The sequence below is a fragment of the Sutcliffiella sp. NPDC057660 genome (genome assembly GCF_042800035.1).
In the GTDB taxonomy this organism is placed as follows: Bacteria; Bacillota; Bacilli; order Bacillales; family Bacillaceae_I; genus Sutcliffiella_A.
The window spans coordinates 176,813-194,312 of record NZ_JBHVHV010000002.1 but is presented as its reverse complement, the minus strand read 5'-3'; the positions used below and the strand labels follow the sequence as shown (position 1 = coordinate 194,312).

Genomic DNA, 17,500 nt, shown 5'->3' with positions numbered 1-17,500 from the left:
TATAAAATGGTAATCAATGAGGAGGTGTGCCGTTGAAGCTGGATTTTGTGTTTTGGCATTTACTTTATAGCTTGGTTGTAACGCATGAATATCGAATCATACATATCTCCCCCGACCATAAGGAAGTGTGGCTGGAGGGACTGGGAAATAAACAAGCCCCGATCATACGAGTATACCGCTATGATCTCGATTGGAGCACTTGGCTTCAGCGGGATATGGAAAAGACCGTATTCCAGGTTGCAAATTTCAGGAAGCAGCTAAGAAAAAGCAAGCTAGCAGCTGTCAATATATATGTTTCCACCTATCCCCCAGTGGATGACTGGGAATTCCGGGTGCAGGAGCCTCTGGAAAAGAATCATGCCACGGTCAATAGCGTTATAGTCCATGAAGGGAATTTTGAGCATTCCTGCAACAGAATTTCCAATCTGATTGGAAAAGAAGTAAAGGTTGAAGTGGAAAATGAAGAGGAGGAAGCTCTTTATCCTTTAAAACAACTTGTTTTGGATGCATCCGCCCGGGCAATCAAGAAAGAAAAGGAAATATTCCAGTTCGGCAAGCCATTATTCACTTATCTGTTTATTGCGATACAATTGATCGTCTTCTTTTTCCTGGAAATGAATGGAGGAAGTCAGAATACCGAGACACTCATCAAATATGGGGCGAAATTTAACCCATTGATTCTTGAAGGGGAGTGGTGGAGGTTTTTTACACCTATATTCCTGCATATAGGGATTATTCATCTGCTGCTAAATACTCTTGCACTTTATTATCTGGGAACTGCAGTCGAAAGAATCTATGGTAATGTCCGTTTCTTGTTTGTCTATCTTTTTGCAGGCTTTGCAGGCTCACTTGCAAGTTTTGTCTATACACCATCCATTTCAGCAGGGGCATCGGGTGCAATTTTTGGCTGCTTCGGGGCATTGCTTTTTGTCGGTATTGCCTACCCTAAGCTCTTTCTCCGCACCATGGGGATGAATATCCTGGTGTTGATAGGGGTCAATCTTACAATAGGATTCGCTATTCCAGGGATTGATAATGCAGGGCATATCGGCGGGCTGGTTGGTGGATTCCTTGCATCGGCAATTGTCCATCTGCCGAAACATGTAAAACTCCTACAAAGGGTTATAGGTCTTCTATTGGCATGCGCCATCACCTTTTACATGCTCGATTACGGCTATAACAACGAGAATCCGTATACTAGGATATCCGAAGCAGAAACGCTACTTCAAAACGGGGAGTATGAAGAAGCTTATGATATACTTCTTCCGCTTGAAGAGCAGAAGGAGGAATATCCGGAAGTGCTTTTCTATCTTTCCTTTATAGATATTAAAAAAGGGCGGCTGGAAGAGGCAGAGTTACGGCTCGTCTCCGTTACTTCCTTACAGCCGGACTTCCATGAAGCTCACTATAATCTGGCTTTGGTTTATCTGGAATTGAAGAAAACAGAAAAAGCGCTCGTTTCTATTGAACGTGCCATTGAAATTGAGGAGGATGGTGCAAATTATCAAAATCTCCGTTCCGAAATCATTCAATCCCTAGATTCTGAATGAGCTTGACGGATTCTCCTTCTCTCGTTTCGAATAAAACGAGCAAATGCGAATAGTCTTTGGAAATCAATATCAGTGGCAAGGAGCTATCTATCGGTGGAATGGTAGTTCCGGCCGCTGTTTTTATTCCAAGGAAGTACTCCTTGTATAATCCCTCCCAAAGCCTCCCGACTACCTCTTTTGAACGGGCATTATCTATTCCCGGCAATCCTTTTTCCTGAAGATCAATTATCTCCTCCAAAGAATACAAGTCATAATTCTGTACAGGAATATCAAAGAAATCAACAGCCTTTTCCCAAGAGTATTCCAGCTGCTGAGCAGTCACTTTGTCCAATACATCTTTCCATTCCCTTTGCTCTTCTGATTCGTCTTCCTTGAATGATTGCAGCGGACTGAAGGAAGAGTCGATCACATATAACTGGTCCTTGCTCATTCTATGGGTACTCGTAATCGTTTCATCCTTATGATGAATTTCCCCATGATGAAACGTAAGCGCCACAAAATGACTGCTGTCCTCACCTGAATAGGTGGCATATTGTGTCAACTCGTTACTGTTATCCTTCCAATCGGATAAGACGGCTTTTAATCTTCCATCAGCAAATAACAGAGAAATATCCTGTCTAAGATAGACCGGCTTACCAGTATCTGATGAAACTTCCCAGTTTACCACATATTCGTCGTTATCCTTTTCATTAAGTAGATGCAAACTTGTATCTGCTTCTTTTATTTGAATGGTTGGGTCAATCGGAAAGAAGATAATGCTTTCAACGGCTTTCTGATGAAAAATGAAAAGCAAGAAGGCAATAGCAGCCAAACCGAATAAAAGACCAATTCCTACTATATAAAGTTTTTTCATCTTGCTCCTCCAAAAAATAGACTTTCTACCAACTTATGAGCTTGTCTATTTTTTTATGAACGGATTAAGAAGCAGTTAATTAGTTTTTAATATTTGGTATTTTTTTTTCGAATAAGTAAAAAATGTAAAAGATAGTTGCAGCGAGGAGGAACAGACGTTGACTTGGACCAAACGCACAAAAAAGATGACCGGGAATTTTGACGAGGATATCGCTTATCTGAAAAATAGACTGGCTGTCGATAAAAGCTTTGATTTGATATTTCTTGACCTCCACTATGCAGGCAGAAAAATCGGCCTGTTTCTGGTAGATGGATTTGGAAAAGATGACATCATGCTCTTCCTGATGAAATTCCTTTCCGACTTGGAACCGGAGGAGCTGGAAGAGCATCCGCTTGATAAATTACTCCAAAAATATATTCCTTATGTAGAATTGGGCAAAACAGACGATCTGGAGCAGGTGGTCGACCAGGTTCTATCCGGACCGACAGCACTTGTTGTGGAAGGTGTGCCGGAAGTAATTATGATCGACTCCAGGACCTATCCTGTCAGGGGTCCGGAAGAGCCGGATATGGAAAGGGTGGTCCGGGGATCAAGGGACGGATTTGTCGAGACCATCATTTTCAACTGTGCACTCATTCGACGAAGAGTAAGAGACAGCTCCCTCCGGATGGAATATCTGCAAGTGGGCCGCCGGTCAAAGACGGATATCAGTCTCTGTTATCTGGAGGAGATAGCGGACCCTCATATTGTCGAGCGCATCAAGCATGCTCTAAAGAAGATTGATACGGACGGCTTGCCGATGGCAGAAAAAACACTAGAAGAATTCGTCGGAGGTAGACATTGGAACCCATATCCGACCGTACGCTATACGGAAAGACCCGATACTGCAGCGGCCCATCTGTATGAAGGACATGTACTGGTTATTGTGGACGGTTCTCCAAGTGTCATCATTACTCCCTGCACATTCTGGCATCATCTCCAGCATGCAGAGGAATACCGCAACAAGCCATTGGTTGGTGCTTATCTAAGACTAGTAAGGTTTCTTGCTGTGTGGGCATCCCTTTTCATATTGCCTTTATGGTATCTATTTGCCTTGAATCCGGAGCTTCTGCCACCGCAGTTGTCCTATATCGGACCATCAGAAATGGGAACCGTCCCGTTGATTGCCCAGATCCTCATCATTGAGCTTGGGATGGACATGCTGAGGATGGCAGCCATCCATACACCAACCTCGCTCGGAACGGCGCTCGGTCTGGTGGCAGCAATATTAATAGGGGATGTTGCGGTAAAAGTGGGATTGTTCGTACCTGAGATCATTCTTTACCTGGCCATTGCTGCAATCGGAACCTTTTCCACGCCAAGCTATGAACTCAGCCTGGCAAATCGACTGGTTCGGATTGTCCTGATTATCCTGACTGCATTATTCGGTATACCTGGCTTCATGATCGGTCTGCTGGCTTTCATCCTGCTGCTTCTCCGGATGCAGTCTTTCAATGTGCCATATATGTGGCCATTCATTCCCTTCAACTACCGCGGAATGAGGGATGTATTGATCAGGGCACCGATGCCATTAAAGAATAGAAGACCCACCATCTTGCATCCTGAAGATCCTGATAGATAAAAAAGCCGTTATCGCGGCTTTTTTGTTTAGTTATCTTTCATTTGGTAAAGATTGTTGCTTTGTGATTAGAGCTTGGCTAAAGATGAAGTGTCAACATTAAACTCCCTGTTGGTCTCCGTTCCAGGCATTCGCTTATCCTACGGCTCCCATCCTTCCCCGTTGAATCTTGTGTCTGGAGTGGAAATCAACGGGCTACATTTAGGAATACAAAAACAACTTCTTTATGACATTCTCATCTTTGTATTTCTTGACGAACGAAGCGAATCCTTTATACTTATATAGAAGAAAGCGCTTCTTTCGCAAGGAGAATAGGTGGAAATATGAAATCGATTCTAGATATAAGACAGCTTCTAAAAAGATATGGTACATACATCTATACAGGGGACAAAATCGGGGACCTGGAGATGATGGAGGACGAAGTAAGAGAGCTCTATCACTCGGGTGTCCTGGATGCACAAAGCTTCGGGACAGCGATAATGTTGCTAAAACAGGAAATATCCAAACAAAAATAAAGAAAAGGTGGAAAATATGGAGAGCAAATGGTTAGTTGGCGTCGATTTAGGTGGAACAACAATTAAGATGGCTTTTATCAGCCAATATGGTGAAATCGTTCACAAGTGGGAAATTGTCACAGACATCAGTGAAAAAGGGAAAAACATTACAACCGATATTGCAAAAGCGATTGATAAAAAATTGGATGAACTGAAAGAGCCGAAGTCCAAGCTTCAAGCAATCGGCATGGGGGCACCGGGTCCGGTAAATATGGCAACAGGGCTAATCTATGAAGCAGTAAACCTCGGGTGGGAAAATTATCCCCTGAAAGACCTGCTGGAAGTGGAAACGGGTTTACCAGTGGTAGTCGATAACGATGCAAACCTTGCTGCAATAGGCGAAATGTGGAAGGGTGCTGGAGAAGGCTCGAAAGATCTTATCTGTGTAACCCTGGGAACTGGTGTTGGTGGAGGCATCATTACACACGGTGATATTGTCCATGGCATCAATGGGGCCGGCGGAGAAATCGGCCACATAACCGTCATCCCGGAAGGCGGGGCACCATGCAACTGCGGGAAGACGGGTTGTCTCGAAACAATAGCATCTGCAACAGGTATTGTTCGTAAGGCCAAGGAGCAAGTGGAGAAGCATCCGGAAAGCAGGCTTGCCAAAGTGGCAAAAGAAGAAGGCCTTACTGCAAAAGTCGTCTTTGAACTTGCTAATGAGGGAGAAGAAGTCGCTTCCATGGTTGTTCATCAGGTGACAGCACCACTCGGGCTTGTACTGGCAAACCTCGCAAATGCGCTGAATCCGGAAAAGATTGTAATCGGCGGTGGAGTATCACGGGCCGGTGAGGCACTATTAAATCCATTGCGCAAGCACTTCGATCAATTCCTGTTCCCAAGAACAAAAGTTGGTGTCCAAATTGCGACGGCAACCTTGGGGAATGATGCAGGGGTAATAGGAGCGGCTTATCTGGCAAAAACAAAAATTTAAAATCATTTTCGTTTAAATCTTTCTAAAAGAGGGTAACTAATAAAGAAAGAAGCGAAATAACGTGCAAAAGAAGGCTTCTTGAGGAAGTCTTCTTTTTTGTTTGAAAATTCTAAATATATAAACTTCGGAAAAAGATGAAACTTTTATGCTTGTTCAACGTCTATGTATATAGTAAGTTGAATAGCCTAAATACTACTATTCTATCTATCCCTTTTTCTCACAGTATTAATTATCCATTGATTTTTTGTTAAAAAAGTTTTAAGATATGTCGTAGTCATTTTTTCTTTAAAAACAACAGATATAATTTCTAAAGATAATGAAGAAGATAAATAAAAGAGCTTCCCTGTCTTTCGTTATAAGGAGGTAAAAAGATGAAGCAAGCTTTTAAATCAAAAGTTCCTTTTATCCTGATTGCAGTGGTTCTGCTATGGGTAAAAACCTATATTGTATATAAAACAGCATTTAACATTACCATTGAATCCGTTAAACAAGAATTTATCCTATTTATCAACCCATTGAGCTTTATTTTACTGATAGCCGGTATCGCGCTCTTCTTTGGTGAAAAGGGTGCCAAGCGATATTTAATCATTACAAGCTTTATCATTTCATTTGTACTTTATGCAAATGCGGTATATTATCGATTCTTCAACGATTTCATCACGATCCCACTATTGTTCCAATCCGGTAACATGAGTGATCTTGGTGGAAGTATTACAGGATTGATGTACCCCGCAGACGTGCTTATGTTCCTTGATGTGGTGATTCTTATCGTACTTTCCAAATGGACTCCTGCATTCGTAAGCTTTGCAACATGGCGTCCGAAAGTAAGAAAAATGTATTTCCTTTCCATTGTAGGTATTTTCCTGTTCAACCTAGGGTTGGCGGAAACGGAAAGACCACAGCTATTGACACGTACGTTCGACCGTGAAATTCTAGTGAAAAACCTTGGAACTTACAATTACCACGTGTATGATGCTGTCCTTCAATCCAAGACACGCGCGCAACGTGCACTTGCGGATGGAAGTGAACTGGCAGAAATTCAGAACTATATCAATGCTAATTATAAAGCTCCAAATGACAACTTCTACGGGATTGCTGAAGGTAAAAACGTCATTGTTGTAAAAATGGAGTCCCTTCAGAGTTTCGTCATTGACCGAGAAATCAATGGAAAGCCTGTTACACCATTCTTAAATGAAATTAAAGATCAAAGTTATTACTTTAGTAATTTTTTCCACCAGACAGGGCAAGGTAAAACATCTGATTCAGAGTTCATCTTAGATAACTCGCTATATCCTGTTGGCCGTGGAGCAGTGTTCTTTACGCATGGTACAAATGACTACCATACTGCTACACCGAATGTATTAAAGGAAAAAGGCTATAACCCAGTAGTGTTCCACGCGAACAATAAAAGCTTCTGGAACCGTGACGTAATGTATGACGCATTAGGCTACGAAAATTTCTATGATGTGAATAGCTATGAAGTATCCGAAGAGAATTCAGTTGGTTGGGGACTCAAGGATAAGGATTTCTTTGAGCAGTCCGTTCCTTATATGAAGGAAATGGATAAACCTTTCTATGCGAAAATGATCACATTAACAAACCACTTCCCATTCGTCTTGGATGAAGAGGATAAGCTTGTTGATGAGTTTGATTCTAATAGCCGTACATTGAACCGCTATTTCCCAACAGCAAATTATTTGGATCAGTCCATCAAGCATTTCTTTGATGAATTGAAAGCGGCTGGACTTTATGAAAACTCCGTCATCATCATGTATGGTGACCATTATGGAATTTCTGAGAACCACAATGATGCAATGGCGCAATATCTTGGAAAAGAAATTCGTCCATTTGAAAACGCACAATTGCAGCGTGTACCGATGATTGTACACATTCCAGGTGTAACGGATAAGAATCCGAAGGAATTTGATACGGTAAGTGGTCAAATCGACCTTAAGCCTACAATCAAACATTTACTTGGTATGGAAACGAAGAACGATATCCAGTTTGGGGAAGACTTATTCTCTGAGGACCGAAGCGAGTTTGTAGTGTTCCGTGATGGAAGCTTCGTGACAGATGAAGTCATTTACACGAAAAATGCTTGCTATGATAAAGAGTCTGAGGAAGAAGTCGATCAGGAAGCATGTGAACCTTACATGGAGAAAGCCAAAAAAGAACTTCAATACTCCGATCAGATTATCTATGGAGACCTATTGAGATTCTACGATGGAACTTCCATTCAAATGGATCAAACAAAAATAAAAGAATAATGTAAATCGAACCCCGATGAAGCATCCGCTTTGTCGGGGTTTTTCGTTTGTCCAGAATGATTTAATTCTGAGTTTTTTACTCTTCAGGAGTAATACGCAGATTATGAAACATTCCGTTCTTGTTGCCAAATATCTGTTCTAGCGGATGAAAGCCTCTCATACAGTAGTAGAAACAAATTAGCGAATAGGTTTATTTCGACATGGACCGGATGGTGACGGACAGTGATGAAACAAGTTAAAGGTAAAAACAGATTAATAGAAAACAGGTTCACTTCATTGAAGGTGAATCCGAGGCGAGGAGATACACTTTGGTACTACAGTCAGCTATTTGGAGTGCGGCTCGGGCTTTTGACAGAGGCTAATAAAAAGCTGAATGCAGAAAAACTGCAGCAAGCCTCAGTAGTTGCGATTGCCGGGTTTGTAAAGGAAGCGTATAAGATCAAAAGTGGAGATACCGCATATAGTCTTGCAAGGAGTCTTCATATTGGATTAGATGCCCTCTATTTAGTGAATCACAATAAGGATCTTACCAAGTTAAACGTAGGGGATACGATTGATGTCCCGAAAAGATTGACGGACCGTATCGTAGACTCCACTCGTAAATATGATTCCGACGTATTCACGGAGGACTTAAACCACTTACTTGATGTTTATCCTTTTCTTGAGTGTTCCACTATCGGACAATCTGTCATGGAAAAGCCACTTTACCATCTGAAGCTGGGTAAAGGGAAAAAGAAAATACATTGGAATGGGAGCTTTCATGCAAATGAGTGGATTACGAGCTCTGTGATTATGACTTTTCTAAATGATTATCTGTTAGCACTAACAAATAACCAGCCGCTGAGAGGGGTGCCGGTTTATCCATTATTCGAACAGGTGACTCTTTCTATCGTACCGATGGTCAATCCTGATGGAGTGGATCTGGTACTTTTGGGACCATCAGAGGAAGAGCGGTATCATCAGGAAGCGGCGGCCATCAATCGGGATTATCCGGATTTTACAGGGTGGAAGGCCAATATTCGTGGAGTGGACTTGAATAATCAATTTCCGGCAAAGTGGGAGATTGAAAAGGAGCGTAAAGAGCCTAAAGCCCCTGCGCCGAGAGATTACCCAGGTGATGATGCACTGACGGAACCGGAAGTGGTGGCAATGGCGGAATTGACGAAAAGAGAAAATTTCGACATGGTGGTAGCGTTTCATACGCAAGGGGAAGAGTTCTACTGGGGCTATGAAGGATTCGAACCGGTTGAAGCAAAAAGAATGGCCGAGGAGTTTGAACGGGTAAGCAACTATAAAAGCGTGCGGTATGTGGACAGTCATGCAGGTTATAAAGATTGGTTTATCCAGGAGTTTAAAAAGCCTGGCTTTACCCTTGAGCTTGGAAAGGGGATTAACCCATTGCCCCTCTCGCAGTTTGGAAACATCTATCTGAAAGTGTTTGGTATTTGTCTGGCTTCGCTCTATATATAGTTTAATCTTTCGACAGCGTATCCTTATATGGAGGATATGTTTTTTTCTTTTAAAAAAATTATTAATTTTTCATCCCTTTTTATACTTGTGTTGAAACTATTCCTGCCTCATAATCGTAATAGAAGAAAAGGAAATTTTAGGGGGGCTGGAATGAAAAAAAGAATGTTCTATTTAAGTGTAATATGTAGTCTTCTATTTGGGTGCCAGCCATCTCAGAAACCAAAGGAAGTAGTGGAATCCCCTTCAATATCAGAGGGAGTGGTGAAAGAAAATCCTGTTCCTTACGAAATAGATGATATCCAACAAATCGAAACTCCTTTCGAATCGTTCAGTACTGTAGTGGAATGGCTGAATGATGAAACGGTCTTATATATTATGGAGGCCTCAGGAAAGTATGAGGTCCATACCTTCAATGTCCGATCAGGAGAAAGTACCCTTTTCTATACCTCAGATACACCGATTATGACTGTGGAAGCAAACAGCACCTATGAATTGTTCGTCATCCAAACTGCCCCATCCTTCACGGAAGGACACATAAGTGTCGTGGATGCTTCCGGAAATCTTGTCACCCAGTGGAAATTCCCTGACTCCCAAGATTTGGTGTATTCGTGGAACCCTTATACCAACAAACATATCGCTGTATCCTCCTTTCATGAAGACTGGACCTTTGAGGGATATCTGTTGGATGTCTCAACTAAAGAAATGACAAAGAAGAATTTCGCCAACCCATTTGTTCAATGGCTTGGAGAGAACAAAGTCGGCTACATAAATTGGGATCAGGATAAACCATCCTTAACTGCTCCATTATTTGCATATGATGTGCTGACAGATCAAACAGAACAGCTCATGGAGAATGTGATAATGTTTACTTCACTTTCAAACTTAGTGATGACAATGACCAGTAACATGGAAAGTGAACTGGTGGCACAATACAATTTTCTAGATACAATCAATTTCAAAAATGTGCATCAGTTCCAGGCACCCTTATTATCCATGTACTCCAATTATGTTACACCGTTTTATGAATATGTCAGTTCCTCCAATCTGTTTTATACTTTTATTCCTGCAAGTGGAGGAACTGTAGAAGGGCTTTCGGATTCGTTCCAATTTATTTCCTTCCATGTGGTAGAGGGGGAAAAGGAAGTTCTGTTAGAAAAGCTCGAAAACAAACCGATCAAATTTTCTCCAAACGGGCTATTTTGTCTGTACGGTTATCAATTGGAACAGTTGATTTTCATTCCAGAAAAAGAGATGATAGACTTAGTTAAATATTCGTAACAAGGATGGTGGGATCATTTTGGCAATTGTGGACGTAACCGTCATTCCAATTGGAACAGAAGGACCGAGTGTAAGTGATTATGTGGCCGAGATCCAGGAAATTTTGGAGGGCTACAAAGAAGAAGGTAAAATCAATTACCAGTTGACTCCGATGAGCACGATTATTGAAGGGGATTTGCCGGAACTTTTTAACGTGATCCTGGCAATACATGAGGCTCCTTTTCAAAAAGGGCTACATCGTGTGGCAACCAATATACGTATCGATGACCGCCGAGATAAAAAGGTCCAAATGCAGGACAAACTTGCTGCCGTTGCAGCCAAAAGGTCACAACGTTAAAGAAAAAACGCCTGGGATTTCCAAAAGGAATGCCAGGCGTTTTACTGTTAGAAAATGGGGCGATGTAACCTTCAGATCACATCAACTGAGAATGTCCCTTTAGAACGAAATAGGTCGTTTCAATTTACCGCACCCATTGCATCTCGAACATTTTTTCATAATAGGCAGGAAACCGAGCTTTATCCTACCGGACCCATTACAAATACCACAAACTGTTTTTACCGCCAATCTCCCTTCACGCCCCTCTCTGGAATAAGTAGAATTCAATGTCATGTTCCTACTGTAATTTTGTATAAAATGCCATTAATTTATACGCTGATTCTATTTACATTTCAGATAGTTTCAGTATATTCAGATCGGGATTAGTGTGTTATCAAAAAAAAGAGTACCCCGCAAATTTGCGAAGTACTCTTTCTCTCATTAGATTAGTGGGCTACAGGGTAACCGGATGTGATCAGGGTAGCTACCGTAAATGCTCCGAATACAACAACTGTACCTAAAGCGAATAGCAGTGCTAGGAAGTTCTTCTCACGCAAAGAACGAACGACAGCGAATAAACACAATATCGTTACTAGACCAAAGATAATGACTAATGGCATGTTAACGCTCCTTTCGGAATCATTTCATTTTTATACGAAATGGCGATAAAAAAAGTATGTAATAAGACATTACACTCTTTTTATATTTTAAATCTTTTCCCACTATTTGTCGAGGTCCAAAAATGACACTTCTATGTCATATGCGTTTGCGACCTTAAGGATATATTCCCTGCTTTCTTTATCAATGAAATACAGTTTTTTATATTGTTCCTCCACGGCGATGATTGATTCATCCATTTGAATGAGCGCCATGTTGATATCCTCCACTTTCCCGCTTTTGATATGAAAAGCAGCTGTCATAGCCTGATAAAGGTAGTGGTTTTCTTTTTCCGATACAAACCCATAGTCAGTAAAGAGAGAGGATGGAGCAGGATTCTCCAATAAGGATAATATGTAGGTTTCTTCGAGCAGGCATCGATCTTTCAACATGTTTTTGACCAGCTTCGCTTCCATCGCGGAGTCGGTAATCAATAAATTCTCGTCCACATCAAAGATGCTCGCTGTGTGTTTAATTTGCAACAAAAGATTCTGAAAGTATTGTGGAGTATCATCGGCGCATTGTATTTCCAATCCAAACATCGACTTCATAGGCACGTATCCTTTCATTTCTCAAGCTTCTTTCTATAGTGTAAAATAGTTGGGAGGATACTTCAAGAAAGGTGTGAATAAAAAATGAAATGGATGCAGTTGCCGCTTGGGCCATTACAGACCAATGCGTACCTATTGATAAATTCAAAAAAAGAATGCTTGGTCATCGACCCTGGGAGTGAGGGCGAAGCATTGATCCAATACATAGAAGAAAAAGGATGGAAGCCGATAGCCATTCTTTTGACACATGCACATTTTGACCATATCGGAGCAGTGGATGCTGTCCGCGATCATTGGAAGGTTCCTGTATACTTGCATAAGAAAGAGAAAAACTGGTTGATGGATCCAAGCCTGAACGGCTCGCAGTTCTTTCAACTTGGCGCTATCACCGCACAGCCTGCTGATCAATTGATTGGGGTTGAAGGTAAGCTTGTCATTTCCGATTTTACGCTTGATGTGTTATTTACTCCTGGACATTCACCAGGAAGTGTCAGTTTTTATCATGAGGCAAGCAAGGTGGTTTTTGCCGGAGATGCCCTTTTTGCAGGAAGCATCGGAAGAACAGATCTGCCAGGCGGTGATCACAGCAGGCTGATTAAAAGTATACATGATAAGCTTCTGGTGCTGCCTGAGGAGACGACAGTCCTTTCAGGTCATGGAATGACTACTACCATCGAACGGGAAATGGACAGTAATCCTTTCCTGAACGGCTTTTAATCATGGTTCCGGATTTCCTGCTAGATAAAATAAGAAATTCTTCAGGGTGGAAAATCAGCTATGCGACGTATATGAAAGAAGTTCTGTACCACCCTGAGTTTGGTTATTATATGAAGCACAAGAACAAGGTGGGTGCAAAAGGGGATTTTCTGACCTCCAGTAATGTTTCGGATATATATGGCAGGGTATTTGCCGGATTATTTGTCCGTTATTTTAAACAAAATGCCCTTGCCCCGGTTATCTGTGAGATAGGTGGTGGAACAGGAAGGTTTGCCAAGCAGCTGTTAGAGGAAGTGAAGCTCCTGGATGAGGAGTTCTATCATACGGTCTCCTATAGAATGATAGAGTCCAGTCCATTTCACTTAGAGTGTCAACAAGAGGTATTGGCGGGAGAAAGCGGTGTTTCTTACTTTTCATCCTTGGATGAAATGCCGGAAAAGCAGATGGAAGGAATCATCTTCTCCAATGAACTATTTGATGCGTTTCCTGTTCATGTGGTGGAAAGAAAGAATGGGCACCTGTTGGAGGTATTTGTTAGTGTTGATGATGGTGGGGAGCTGATGGAAAGCACAGACAGTCCGTCCTCACCAGAAATCGAGCAATATCTGACCTGCTTCGACCTGGAGTTGAAGGAAGGGCAGCGCATGGAAATCCCTTTAGCCATGATGAATTATGCAAAGAAGCTATCCTGCTTCCTTACCAAGGGCTCCATCATTACAGTGGATTACGGGTATAGCTTCCAAGAGCTGATGCAGCCTGAGCACTACGAGGGAAGCTTGAGAGGCTATTATCAGCATAAGATGATCAGAGACCCGCTTCTTCATCCGAGTGAAATGGATTTGACGGCACACATTCACCTCGATGCTTTGAATCATGCTTTAACGTACGAGGGCATGTTTTCGATTCTCACAAAACATCAAGGGGAATTCCTCGTCTCAGCAGGTATCCTGGAATACCTGCAGGATAACTTCGATCCCAACCCTTTTTCCGAACAAAGCAAAAGAAACAGGGCCATAAGAAATTTGATTTTGGATTCAGGCTGGAGCCATGGATTCCATGTCCTGATCCATGAAAAGAATAGTAACGGTTCATGGACTGGAATAGTCGATGACAACGAAAAAAAGCGATGACAGGGGTCATCGCTTTTTGTGATGGCAAAGAGCTTACGGCTTAATGTCCGCCAGTTTCAGCACCTGGTACCATCATAAATGTTGTCCAATACGTAAAGCCGACGAAGAAAATTGTTAAATATGCACCAAAGATATAAATGTACATACGTTCAGATAGCTTTAAGTAACTTAATAAAATGAAGAATACCGTTTGTCCAAAGAATAGTAAAGACGTTTGAGTCATGTGTCCAAGGTAGAACATAACAGCAAATATCCCTGTCCAGAAACCCATTACACGGTACATACGATCCATATGTATCCCCTCCTTACGCACTTATCCATATGCTTGTCACTTACTTATTATAATGTACCAATACTTTACTTGTAAATAAGCGTTTGTTTCTAGTTTGTGACGATTACATAATAAATACATTTTTCGCTATCTATCTAGATATTATTCAGCCATTAGAAAGATCCGATCGGTCAAATAGGGTTGTCTTCTCAAGGAATCCCTATATTATGTATTGCCTTTCTGACTGGGGGACAAACCTTACAAAAATTATAGAGAAAAATATATCTAAATTAATTGAACGAAGTACTATACAAATGTTATACAAATGATGTACAATAAATGCAACATAGAATATATTCTGTTCGAAAAAATTTACTGGGAGGTAATCGTGATGAATGAAATCGTATTTTACAGCTACCCAAGTTGTACATCATGCCGTAAGACAAAAAAGTGGCTAACCAGCAACAATGTCAATTTTCGTGAAAAGCACATTTTCAGAGAAACGCCGTCTTATGAAGAAATGCTGAAAATCCTTTCCTTAACGACAGATGGAATTGATGAAATACTTGCAACTAGAAGTCAGACATTCAAGGATCTTGGGATAGATGTAAATGAGTTATCCCTCTCGGAGTTAATCAAGCTGATGATCGATGAGCCGAAACTACTTAGAAGACCTATCATAACGAACGGAAATAAACTGATTGTGGGCTACAATGAATCAGGGCTGCTGAAGATCGCGAAGAAAAAGGCGAAGCAGGAGTTCAAGCAGTCGGTATCATAAATGCATATTGTGCACCATGGAGAAGACTTATTCCCCCTGACTGAATAAGTCTTTTTATTATGTTTTTTTTTTGAAGGCGCTACTTTCTCCTCTTTTCCCTTTATATAAGAGGTGAAAGGGGGTGAGAAAATGGCGGAAGTAACTATTGAAAATTCCCAACTGCGTCTGGTGTATGAGCTTGGGGATGATGAGAACGGCAAGATGCAGTATCGTACGAAGAACTACAACAATATCAAGGTGGATGCTACGGCAGACGGTCTTTTGGCAGCTGGATTTGCGATTTCTGGCTTACAGAACACACCTGTTGCAAGTGTCAAGCGTAACGAGCTTCAACACTTAGGGTAACCCTATGAAACTAATGGAAAGGAGGAATGGGAATGTTCACATTGGAATTATTTTTCTTAAATGAGGAAGAAAAATCCGTGAAAATCACGGTCGATGATCCTCGTTCAGATGTGACAGGTGAAGAGCTGGCAACTGCGATGGCTTCCATTATTGCAGCCGATGTCTTCACTTCCAGTGGCGGGAATCTGGTTTCTGCTGTTGGGGCAAAAGTCATTGAGCGTAACGTAACCGAAATCGAAATAGCATAATCCAAAGGGAAGGGTCTACATCAGTAGGCCCTTTCTTTTACAGAAATGCTATCCTGTGCGTTCTGTTTAACTACCTGTTGATCTCCGTTCCAGGTGGCAGCGATCGCGGGGCGGTGCTGGAGCCTCCTCGGCCTTGCCTGTGGGGTCTCAAGTCTACCGCTATCTCCCGCAGGACAAGGAAGGCTGCGGCAGCGATACTTCGCACGAAGAAAATTCTTGCATTTTCGAGGAGTCTCACACCCTGCACTCCAATCAACAGGGGCGACAGGTAACGCATAATGTCCTCACTATATCTTCATTTCTCAAGGTGTAAATCTTTTTCATGAGTATCACTGTTAAATACTAGAGTGGATTTTTAAGAATCTAGCTGTTGATTGGAGCAATAGGCGAAGACTCCTGCGGGAAGCGGCGTTTAGTGGATACCCCACAGAAGGCGAGGAGGCTCCACTAACGCCCCGCGGAAAGCGCAGCCTAGTGCGGAAATCAACAGCGGTGTTTAAAGTGTTAAACACTGTAAAATAAACGAAAGGAGGTTTATATATGGAACAATGGTGGACGTGGATCAGTGAAGTGGGATTCCCGATTGTTGTGACGTTCTATCTGCTGCACAGGATCGAGCAAAGGCTTGATAATGTAACCAAAACGCTGCAACAGCTGCCTTATCACATGACCTTCCACACCCAGCCCAAGCGAAGCACTAAATAGGTAGAAAAGCCTAAAAAGCGGACAGCACCGCTTTCTGGGCTTTTTCCATGTTTGAAAATATTTTTGCCTTTCTGGTGCATTTCGATAATAATATAGGGTAGAGACTTAAGAGGAATGTAAAAAAGGATGATGAATGGATGAAAAAAAATAAAATCGTTTTTACTGGTGGAGGATCTGCCGGCCACGTTACCCCCAATATTGCCATTATGAACAAGCTGAAGGAAAAAGGCTGGGACATTACATATATCGGATCTAGAAAAGGCATAGAGGAGGATATCATTACAAAGGAAAATATCCCTTTTCACGGCATTTCAAGCGGGAAGCTCAGAAGATATTTTGATTGGAAGAATTTTTCCGATCCATTGAAAATTATGAAAGGGGCAATGGAGGCCTATTTTGTACTGCGAAAAGAGAAACCGAGGGTTGTATTTTCCAAGGGTGGCTTCGTGACAGTTCCGGTGGTAGTCGCTGCGAAGATGCTGAAGATCCCGGTTGTCATCCATGAATCGGATATCACACCTGGTCTTGCAAATAAAATTGCAATCAAGTTTGCAACAAAGGTGTTTGTTACGTTTGATGAAACGTTAAAGCATTTTCCGTCGGACCGGGTTCTGTTCACCGGGTCACCTATCCGTGAAGAGTTGTTCAAAGGCAGAGCAGCAGAAGGAAAAGCGCTTTTAGGCTTTCATGAGCCAAAACCGATTCTTACAATAATGGGTGGAAGTTTAGGTGCGAAGAAAATCAATGAAACGGTAAGAAAGATACTTCCTTCGTTGACAGGGAATTTTCAAATTGTCCATATTTGCGGAAAAGGAAATGTCGATGAAAACCTGCTCCAAATAAAAGGCTATAAGCAGTTCGAGTATATTTCAAACGAACTGCCTGATATTTTGGCTGCCTCCCAGTATATTATTTCAAGGGCGGGAGCAAATTCCATTTTTGAATTTCTGGCATTGCGAAAGCCTATGCTTCTTATTCCGCTTTCCCGTGCAGCAAGCAGAGGCGATCAGATTCTCAATGCCAACTCGTTTGAGAAAAAAGGCTTTGCCAAAGTATTGCTAGAGGAAGAGCTTACCGAAACATCCCTAGCGGCCAAAATACAGGAATTGCAGAATGAAAAAGAGTTACTTGTAGGGAATATGGAGAAAGACAGTGCTCCTAATACACTGGAAATCATTCTTTCTGAAATTATCAAGATAGCAAATTAACCGGAACAATCTTTAACAGGCACCTCTGTTAAAGATTTTTTTTG

General features: G+C 41.8%; 19 protein-coding genes. 15 read left to right on the top strand and 4 right to left on the bottom strand.

What is annotated here, in order from left to right:
- The first annotated feature begins 32 nt into the window (after positions 1-32).
- Entirely contained in the window at positions 33-1,550 is a 1,518-nt protein-coding gene (locus tag ACFVAD_RS02675) for a rhomboid family intramembrane serine protease (protein WP_386635821.1), read from the top strand.
- On the opposite strand, the gene ACFVAD_RS02670 is transcribed toward ACFVAD_RS02675, so the two are convergent.
- Positions 1,525-2,403 carry a hypothetical protein gene (locus ACFVAD_RS02670; protein ID WP_386635819.1) on the bottom strand — a complete coding sequence of 293 codons (879 nt, stop codon included), beginning with the start codon at positions 2,401-2,403 and terminating at the stop codon, positions 1,525-1,527. The genes ACFVAD_RS02675 and ACFVAD_RS02670 overlap by 26 nt on opposite strands.
- 184 nt (positions 2,404-2,587) lie before the next feature.
- Here ACFVAD_RS02670 and ACFVAD_RS02665 point away from each other — a divergent pair, with 184 nt between their 5' ends.
- From ACFVAD_RS02665 to ACFVAD_RS02635, 7 genes are all read left to right on the top strand, one after another.
- The gene (locus tag ACFVAD_RS02665; RefSeq protein WP_386636037.1) at positions 2,588-4,024 is read left to right on the top strand and encodes a spore germination protein; all 1,437 of its coding nucleotides are present in this window, start codon (positions 2,588-2,590) and stop codon (positions 4,022-4,024) included.
- Between the two features lie 320 nt (positions 4,025-4,344).
- On the top strand, positions 4,345-4,536 hold the full coding sequence (locus ACFVAD_RS02660) for a YqgQ family protein (RefSeq protein WP_386635817.1): 192 nt from the start codon (positions 4,345-4,347) through the stop codon (positions 4,534-4,536).
- 16 nt (positions 4,537-4,552) lie between these two features.
- The gene (locus tag ACFVAD_RS02655; RefSeq protein WP_386635815.1) at positions 4,553-5,512 is read left to right on the top strand and encodes an ROK family glucokinase; all 960 of its coding nucleotides are present in this window, start codon (positions 4,553-4,555) and stop codon (positions 5,510-5,512) included.
- Between the two features lie 371 nt (positions 5,513-5,883).
- Entirely contained in the window at positions 5,884-7,779 is a 1,896-nt protein-coding gene (locus ACFVAD_RS02650; RefSeq protein WP_386635813.1) for an LTA synthase family protein, read from the top strand.
- A 225-nt stretch (positions 7,780-8,004) separates the two neighbouring features.
- Positions 8,005-9,249, top strand: a complete 1,245-nt coding sequence (locus ACFVAD_RS02645) for a M14 family metallopeptidase (protein ID WP_386635811.1) — start codon at positions 8,005-8,007, stop codon at positions 9,247-9,249.
- Positions 9,250-9,399: 150 nt separating this feature from the next.
- The gene (locus ACFVAD_RS02640; RefSeq protein ID WP_386635809.1) at positions 9,400-10,527 is read left to right on the top strand and encodes a YqgU-like beta propeller domain-containing protein; all 1,128 of its coding nucleotides are present in this window, start codon (positions 9,400-9,402) and stop codon (positions 10,525-10,527) included.
- A 19-nt stretch (positions 10,528-10,546) separates the two neighbouring features.
- The gene (locus ACFVAD_RS02635) at positions 10,547-10,864 is read left to right on the top strand and encodes an MTH1187 family thiamine-binding protein (protein ID WP_386635807.1); all 318 of its coding nucleotides are present in this window, start codon (positions 10,547-10,549) and stop codon (positions 10,862-10,864) included.
- A gap of 425 nt (positions 10,865-11,289) precedes the next feature.
- Here the strand turns inward: ACFVAD_RS02635 and ACFVAD_RS02630 are convergent, their stop codons facing one another.
- Together ACFVAD_RS02630 and ACFVAD_RS02625 are read right to left on the bottom strand one after the other, a co-directional pair.
- Positions 11,290-11,463 carry a DUF2759 domain-containing protein gene (locus ACFVAD_RS02630; RefSeq protein ID WP_386635805.1) on the bottom strand — a complete coding sequence of 58 codons (174 nt, stop codon included), beginning with the start codon at positions 11,461-11,463 and terminating at the stop codon, positions 11,290-11,292.
- 102 nt (positions 11,464-11,565) lie between these two features.
- Positions 11,566-12,051, bottom strand: coding sequence for a hypothetical protein (locus tag ACFVAD_RS02625; RefSeq protein ID WP_386635803.1), 486 nt, complete (start codon positions 12,049-12,051; stop codon positions 11,566-11,568).
- A gap of 84 nt (positions 12,052-12,135) precedes the next feature.
- Here ACFVAD_RS02625 and ACFVAD_RS02620 point away from each other — a divergent pair, with 84 nt between their 5' ends.
- Positions 12,136-12,768, top strand: coding sequence for an MBL fold metallo-hydrolase (locus tag ACFVAD_RS02620; protein ID WP_386635801.1), 633 nt, complete (start codon positions 12,136-12,138; stop codon positions 12,766-12,768).
- Positions 12,769-12,770: 2 nt separating this feature from the next.
- The gene (locus ACFVAD_RS02615; RefSeq protein ID WP_386635799.1) at positions 12,771-13,898 is read left to right on the top strand and encodes a class I SAM-dependent methyltransferase; all 1,128 of its coding nucleotides are present in this window, start codon (positions 12,771-12,773) and stop codon (positions 13,896-13,898) included.
- A 40-nt stretch (positions 13,899-13,938) separates the two neighbouring features.
- Here ACFVAD_RS02615 and ACFVAD_RS02610 read toward each other — a convergent pair whose 3' ends face one another.
- Positions 13,939-14,190: a DUF2626 domain-containing protein gene (locus ACFVAD_RS02610; protein WP_204415750.1), complete on the bottom strand. Its 252-nt coding sequence runs from the start codon at positions 14,188-14,190 to the stop codon at positions 13,939-13,941.
- A 370-nt stretch (positions 14,191-14,560) separates the two neighbouring features.
- On the opposite strand from ACFVAD_RS02610, the gene ACFVAD_RS02605 reads away from it, so the two are divergent.
- The 5 genes from ACFVAD_RS02605 (at position 14,561) to ACFVAD_RS02585 (ending at position 17,456) form a co-directional block, all read left to right on the top strand.
- The gene (locus tag ACFVAD_RS02605) at positions 14,561-14,950 is read left to right on the top strand and encodes a Spx/MgsR family RNA polymerase-binding regulatory protein (RefSeq protein WP_386635797.1); all 390 of its coding nucleotides are present in this window, start codon (positions 14,561-14,563) and stop codon (positions 14,948-14,950) included.
- A gap of 129 nt (positions 14,951-15,079) precedes the next feature.
- Positions 15,080-15,295 carry a DUF1659 domain-containing protein gene (locus tag ACFVAD_RS02600; RefSeq protein ID WP_386635795.1) on the top strand — a complete coding sequence of 72 codons (216 nt, stop codon included), beginning with the start codon at positions 15,080-15,082 and terminating at the stop codon, positions 15,293-15,295.
- Between the two features lie 32 nt (positions 15,296-15,327).
- A complete protein-coding gene (locus ACFVAD_RS02595; RefSeq protein ID WP_386635793.1) occupies positions 15,328-15,543 on the top strand; it encodes a DUF2922 domain-containing protein in 216 nt (71 codons plus the stop codon).
- A gap of 540 nt (positions 15,544-16,083) precedes the next feature.
- Positions 16,084-16,248 (top strand): YvrJ family protein, encoded by a 165-nt coding sequence (locus tag ACFVAD_RS02590; RefSeq protein ID WP_386635791.1) that lies wholly within the window; start codon positions 16,084-16,086, stop codon positions 16,246-16,248.
- A gap of 137 nt (positions 16,249-16,385) precedes the next feature.
- Positions 16,386-17,456, top strand: coding sequence for an undecaprenyldiphospho-muramoylpentapeptide beta-N-acetylglucosaminyltransferase (locus tag ACFVAD_RS02585; RefSeq protein ID WP_386635788.1), 1,071 nt, complete (start codon positions 16,386-16,388; stop codon positions 17,454-17,456).
- Positions 17,457-17,500 lie beyond the last annotated feature (44 nt).

What these genes read in the sequence shown, in the direction of transcription:
- ACFVAD_RS02670 (WP_386635819.1), bottom strand. Translation starts at nt 2,403, where the DNA reads ATGAAAAAACTTTATATAGTAGGAATTGGTCTTTTATTCGGTTTGGCT.
- ACFVAD_RS02665 (WP_386636037.1), top strand. Translation starts at nt 2,588, where the DNA reads ATGACCGGGAATTTTGACGAGGATATCGCTTATCTGAAAAATAGACTG.
- ACFVAD_RS02660 (WP_386635817.1), top strand. Translation starts at nt 4,345, where the DNA reads ATGAAATCGATTCTAGATATAAGACAGCTTCTAAAAAGATATGGTACA.
- ACFVAD_RS02655 (WP_386635815.1), top strand. Translation starts at nt 4,553, where the DNA reads ATGGAGAGCAAATGGTTAGTTGGCGTCGATTTAGGTGGAACAACAATT.
- ACFVAD_RS02650 (WP_386635813.1), top strand. Translation starts at nt 5,884, where the DNA reads ATGAAGCAAGCTTTTAAATCAAAAGTTCCTTTTATCCTGATTGCAGTG.
- ACFVAD_RS02645 (WP_386635811.1), top strand. Translation starts at nt 8,005, where the DNA reads ATGAAACAAGTTAAAGGTAAAAACAGATTAATAGAAAACAGGTTCACT.
- ACFVAD_RS02640 (WP_386635809.1), top strand. Translation starts at nt 9,400, where the DNA reads ATGAAAAAAAGAATGTTCTATTTAAGTGTAATATGTAGTCTTCTATTT.
- ACFVAD_RS02630 (WP_386635805.1), bottom strand. Translation starts at nt 11,463, where the DNA reads ATGCCATTAGTCATTATCTTTGGTCTAGTAACGATATTGTGTTTATTC.
- ACFVAD_RS02625 (WP_386635803.1), bottom strand. Translation starts at nt 12,051, where the DNA reads ATGAAGTCGATGTTTGGATTGGAAATACAATGCGCCGATGATACTCCA.
- ACFVAD_RS02620 (WP_386635801.1), top strand. Translation starts at nt 12,136, where the DNA reads ATGAAATGGATGCAGTTGCCGCTTGGGCCATTACAGACCAATGCGTAC.
- ACFVAD_RS02615 (WP_386635799.1), top strand. Translation starts at nt 12,771, where the DNA reads ATGGTTCCGGATTTCCTGCTAGATAAAATAAGAAATTCTTCAGGGTGG.
- ACFVAD_RS02610 (WP_204415750.1), bottom strand. Translation starts at nt 14,190, where the DNA reads ATGGATCGTATGTACCGTGTAATGGGTTTCTGGACAGGGATATTTGCT.
- ACFVAD_RS02605 (WP_386635797.1), top strand. Translation starts at nt 14,561, where the DNA reads ATGAATGAAATCGTATTTTACAGCTACCCAAGTTGTACATCATGCCGT.
- ACFVAD_RS02600 (WP_386635795.1), top strand. Translation starts at nt 15,080, where the DNA reads ATGGCGGAAGTAACTATTGAAAATTCCCAACTGCGTCTGGTGTATGAG.
- ACFVAD_RS02595 (WP_386635793.1), top strand. Translation starts at nt 15,328, where the DNA reads ATGTTCACATTGGAATTATTTTTCTTAAATGAGGAAGAAAAATCCGTG.
- ACFVAD_RS02590 (WP_386635791.1), top strand. Translation starts at nt 16,084, where the DNA reads ATGGAACAATGGTGGACGTGGATCAGTGAAGTGGGATTCCCGATTGTT.
- ACFVAD_RS02585 (WP_386635788.1), top strand. Translation starts at nt 16,386, where the DNA reads ATGAAAAAAAATAAAATCGTTTTTACTGGTGGAGGATCTGCCGGCCAC.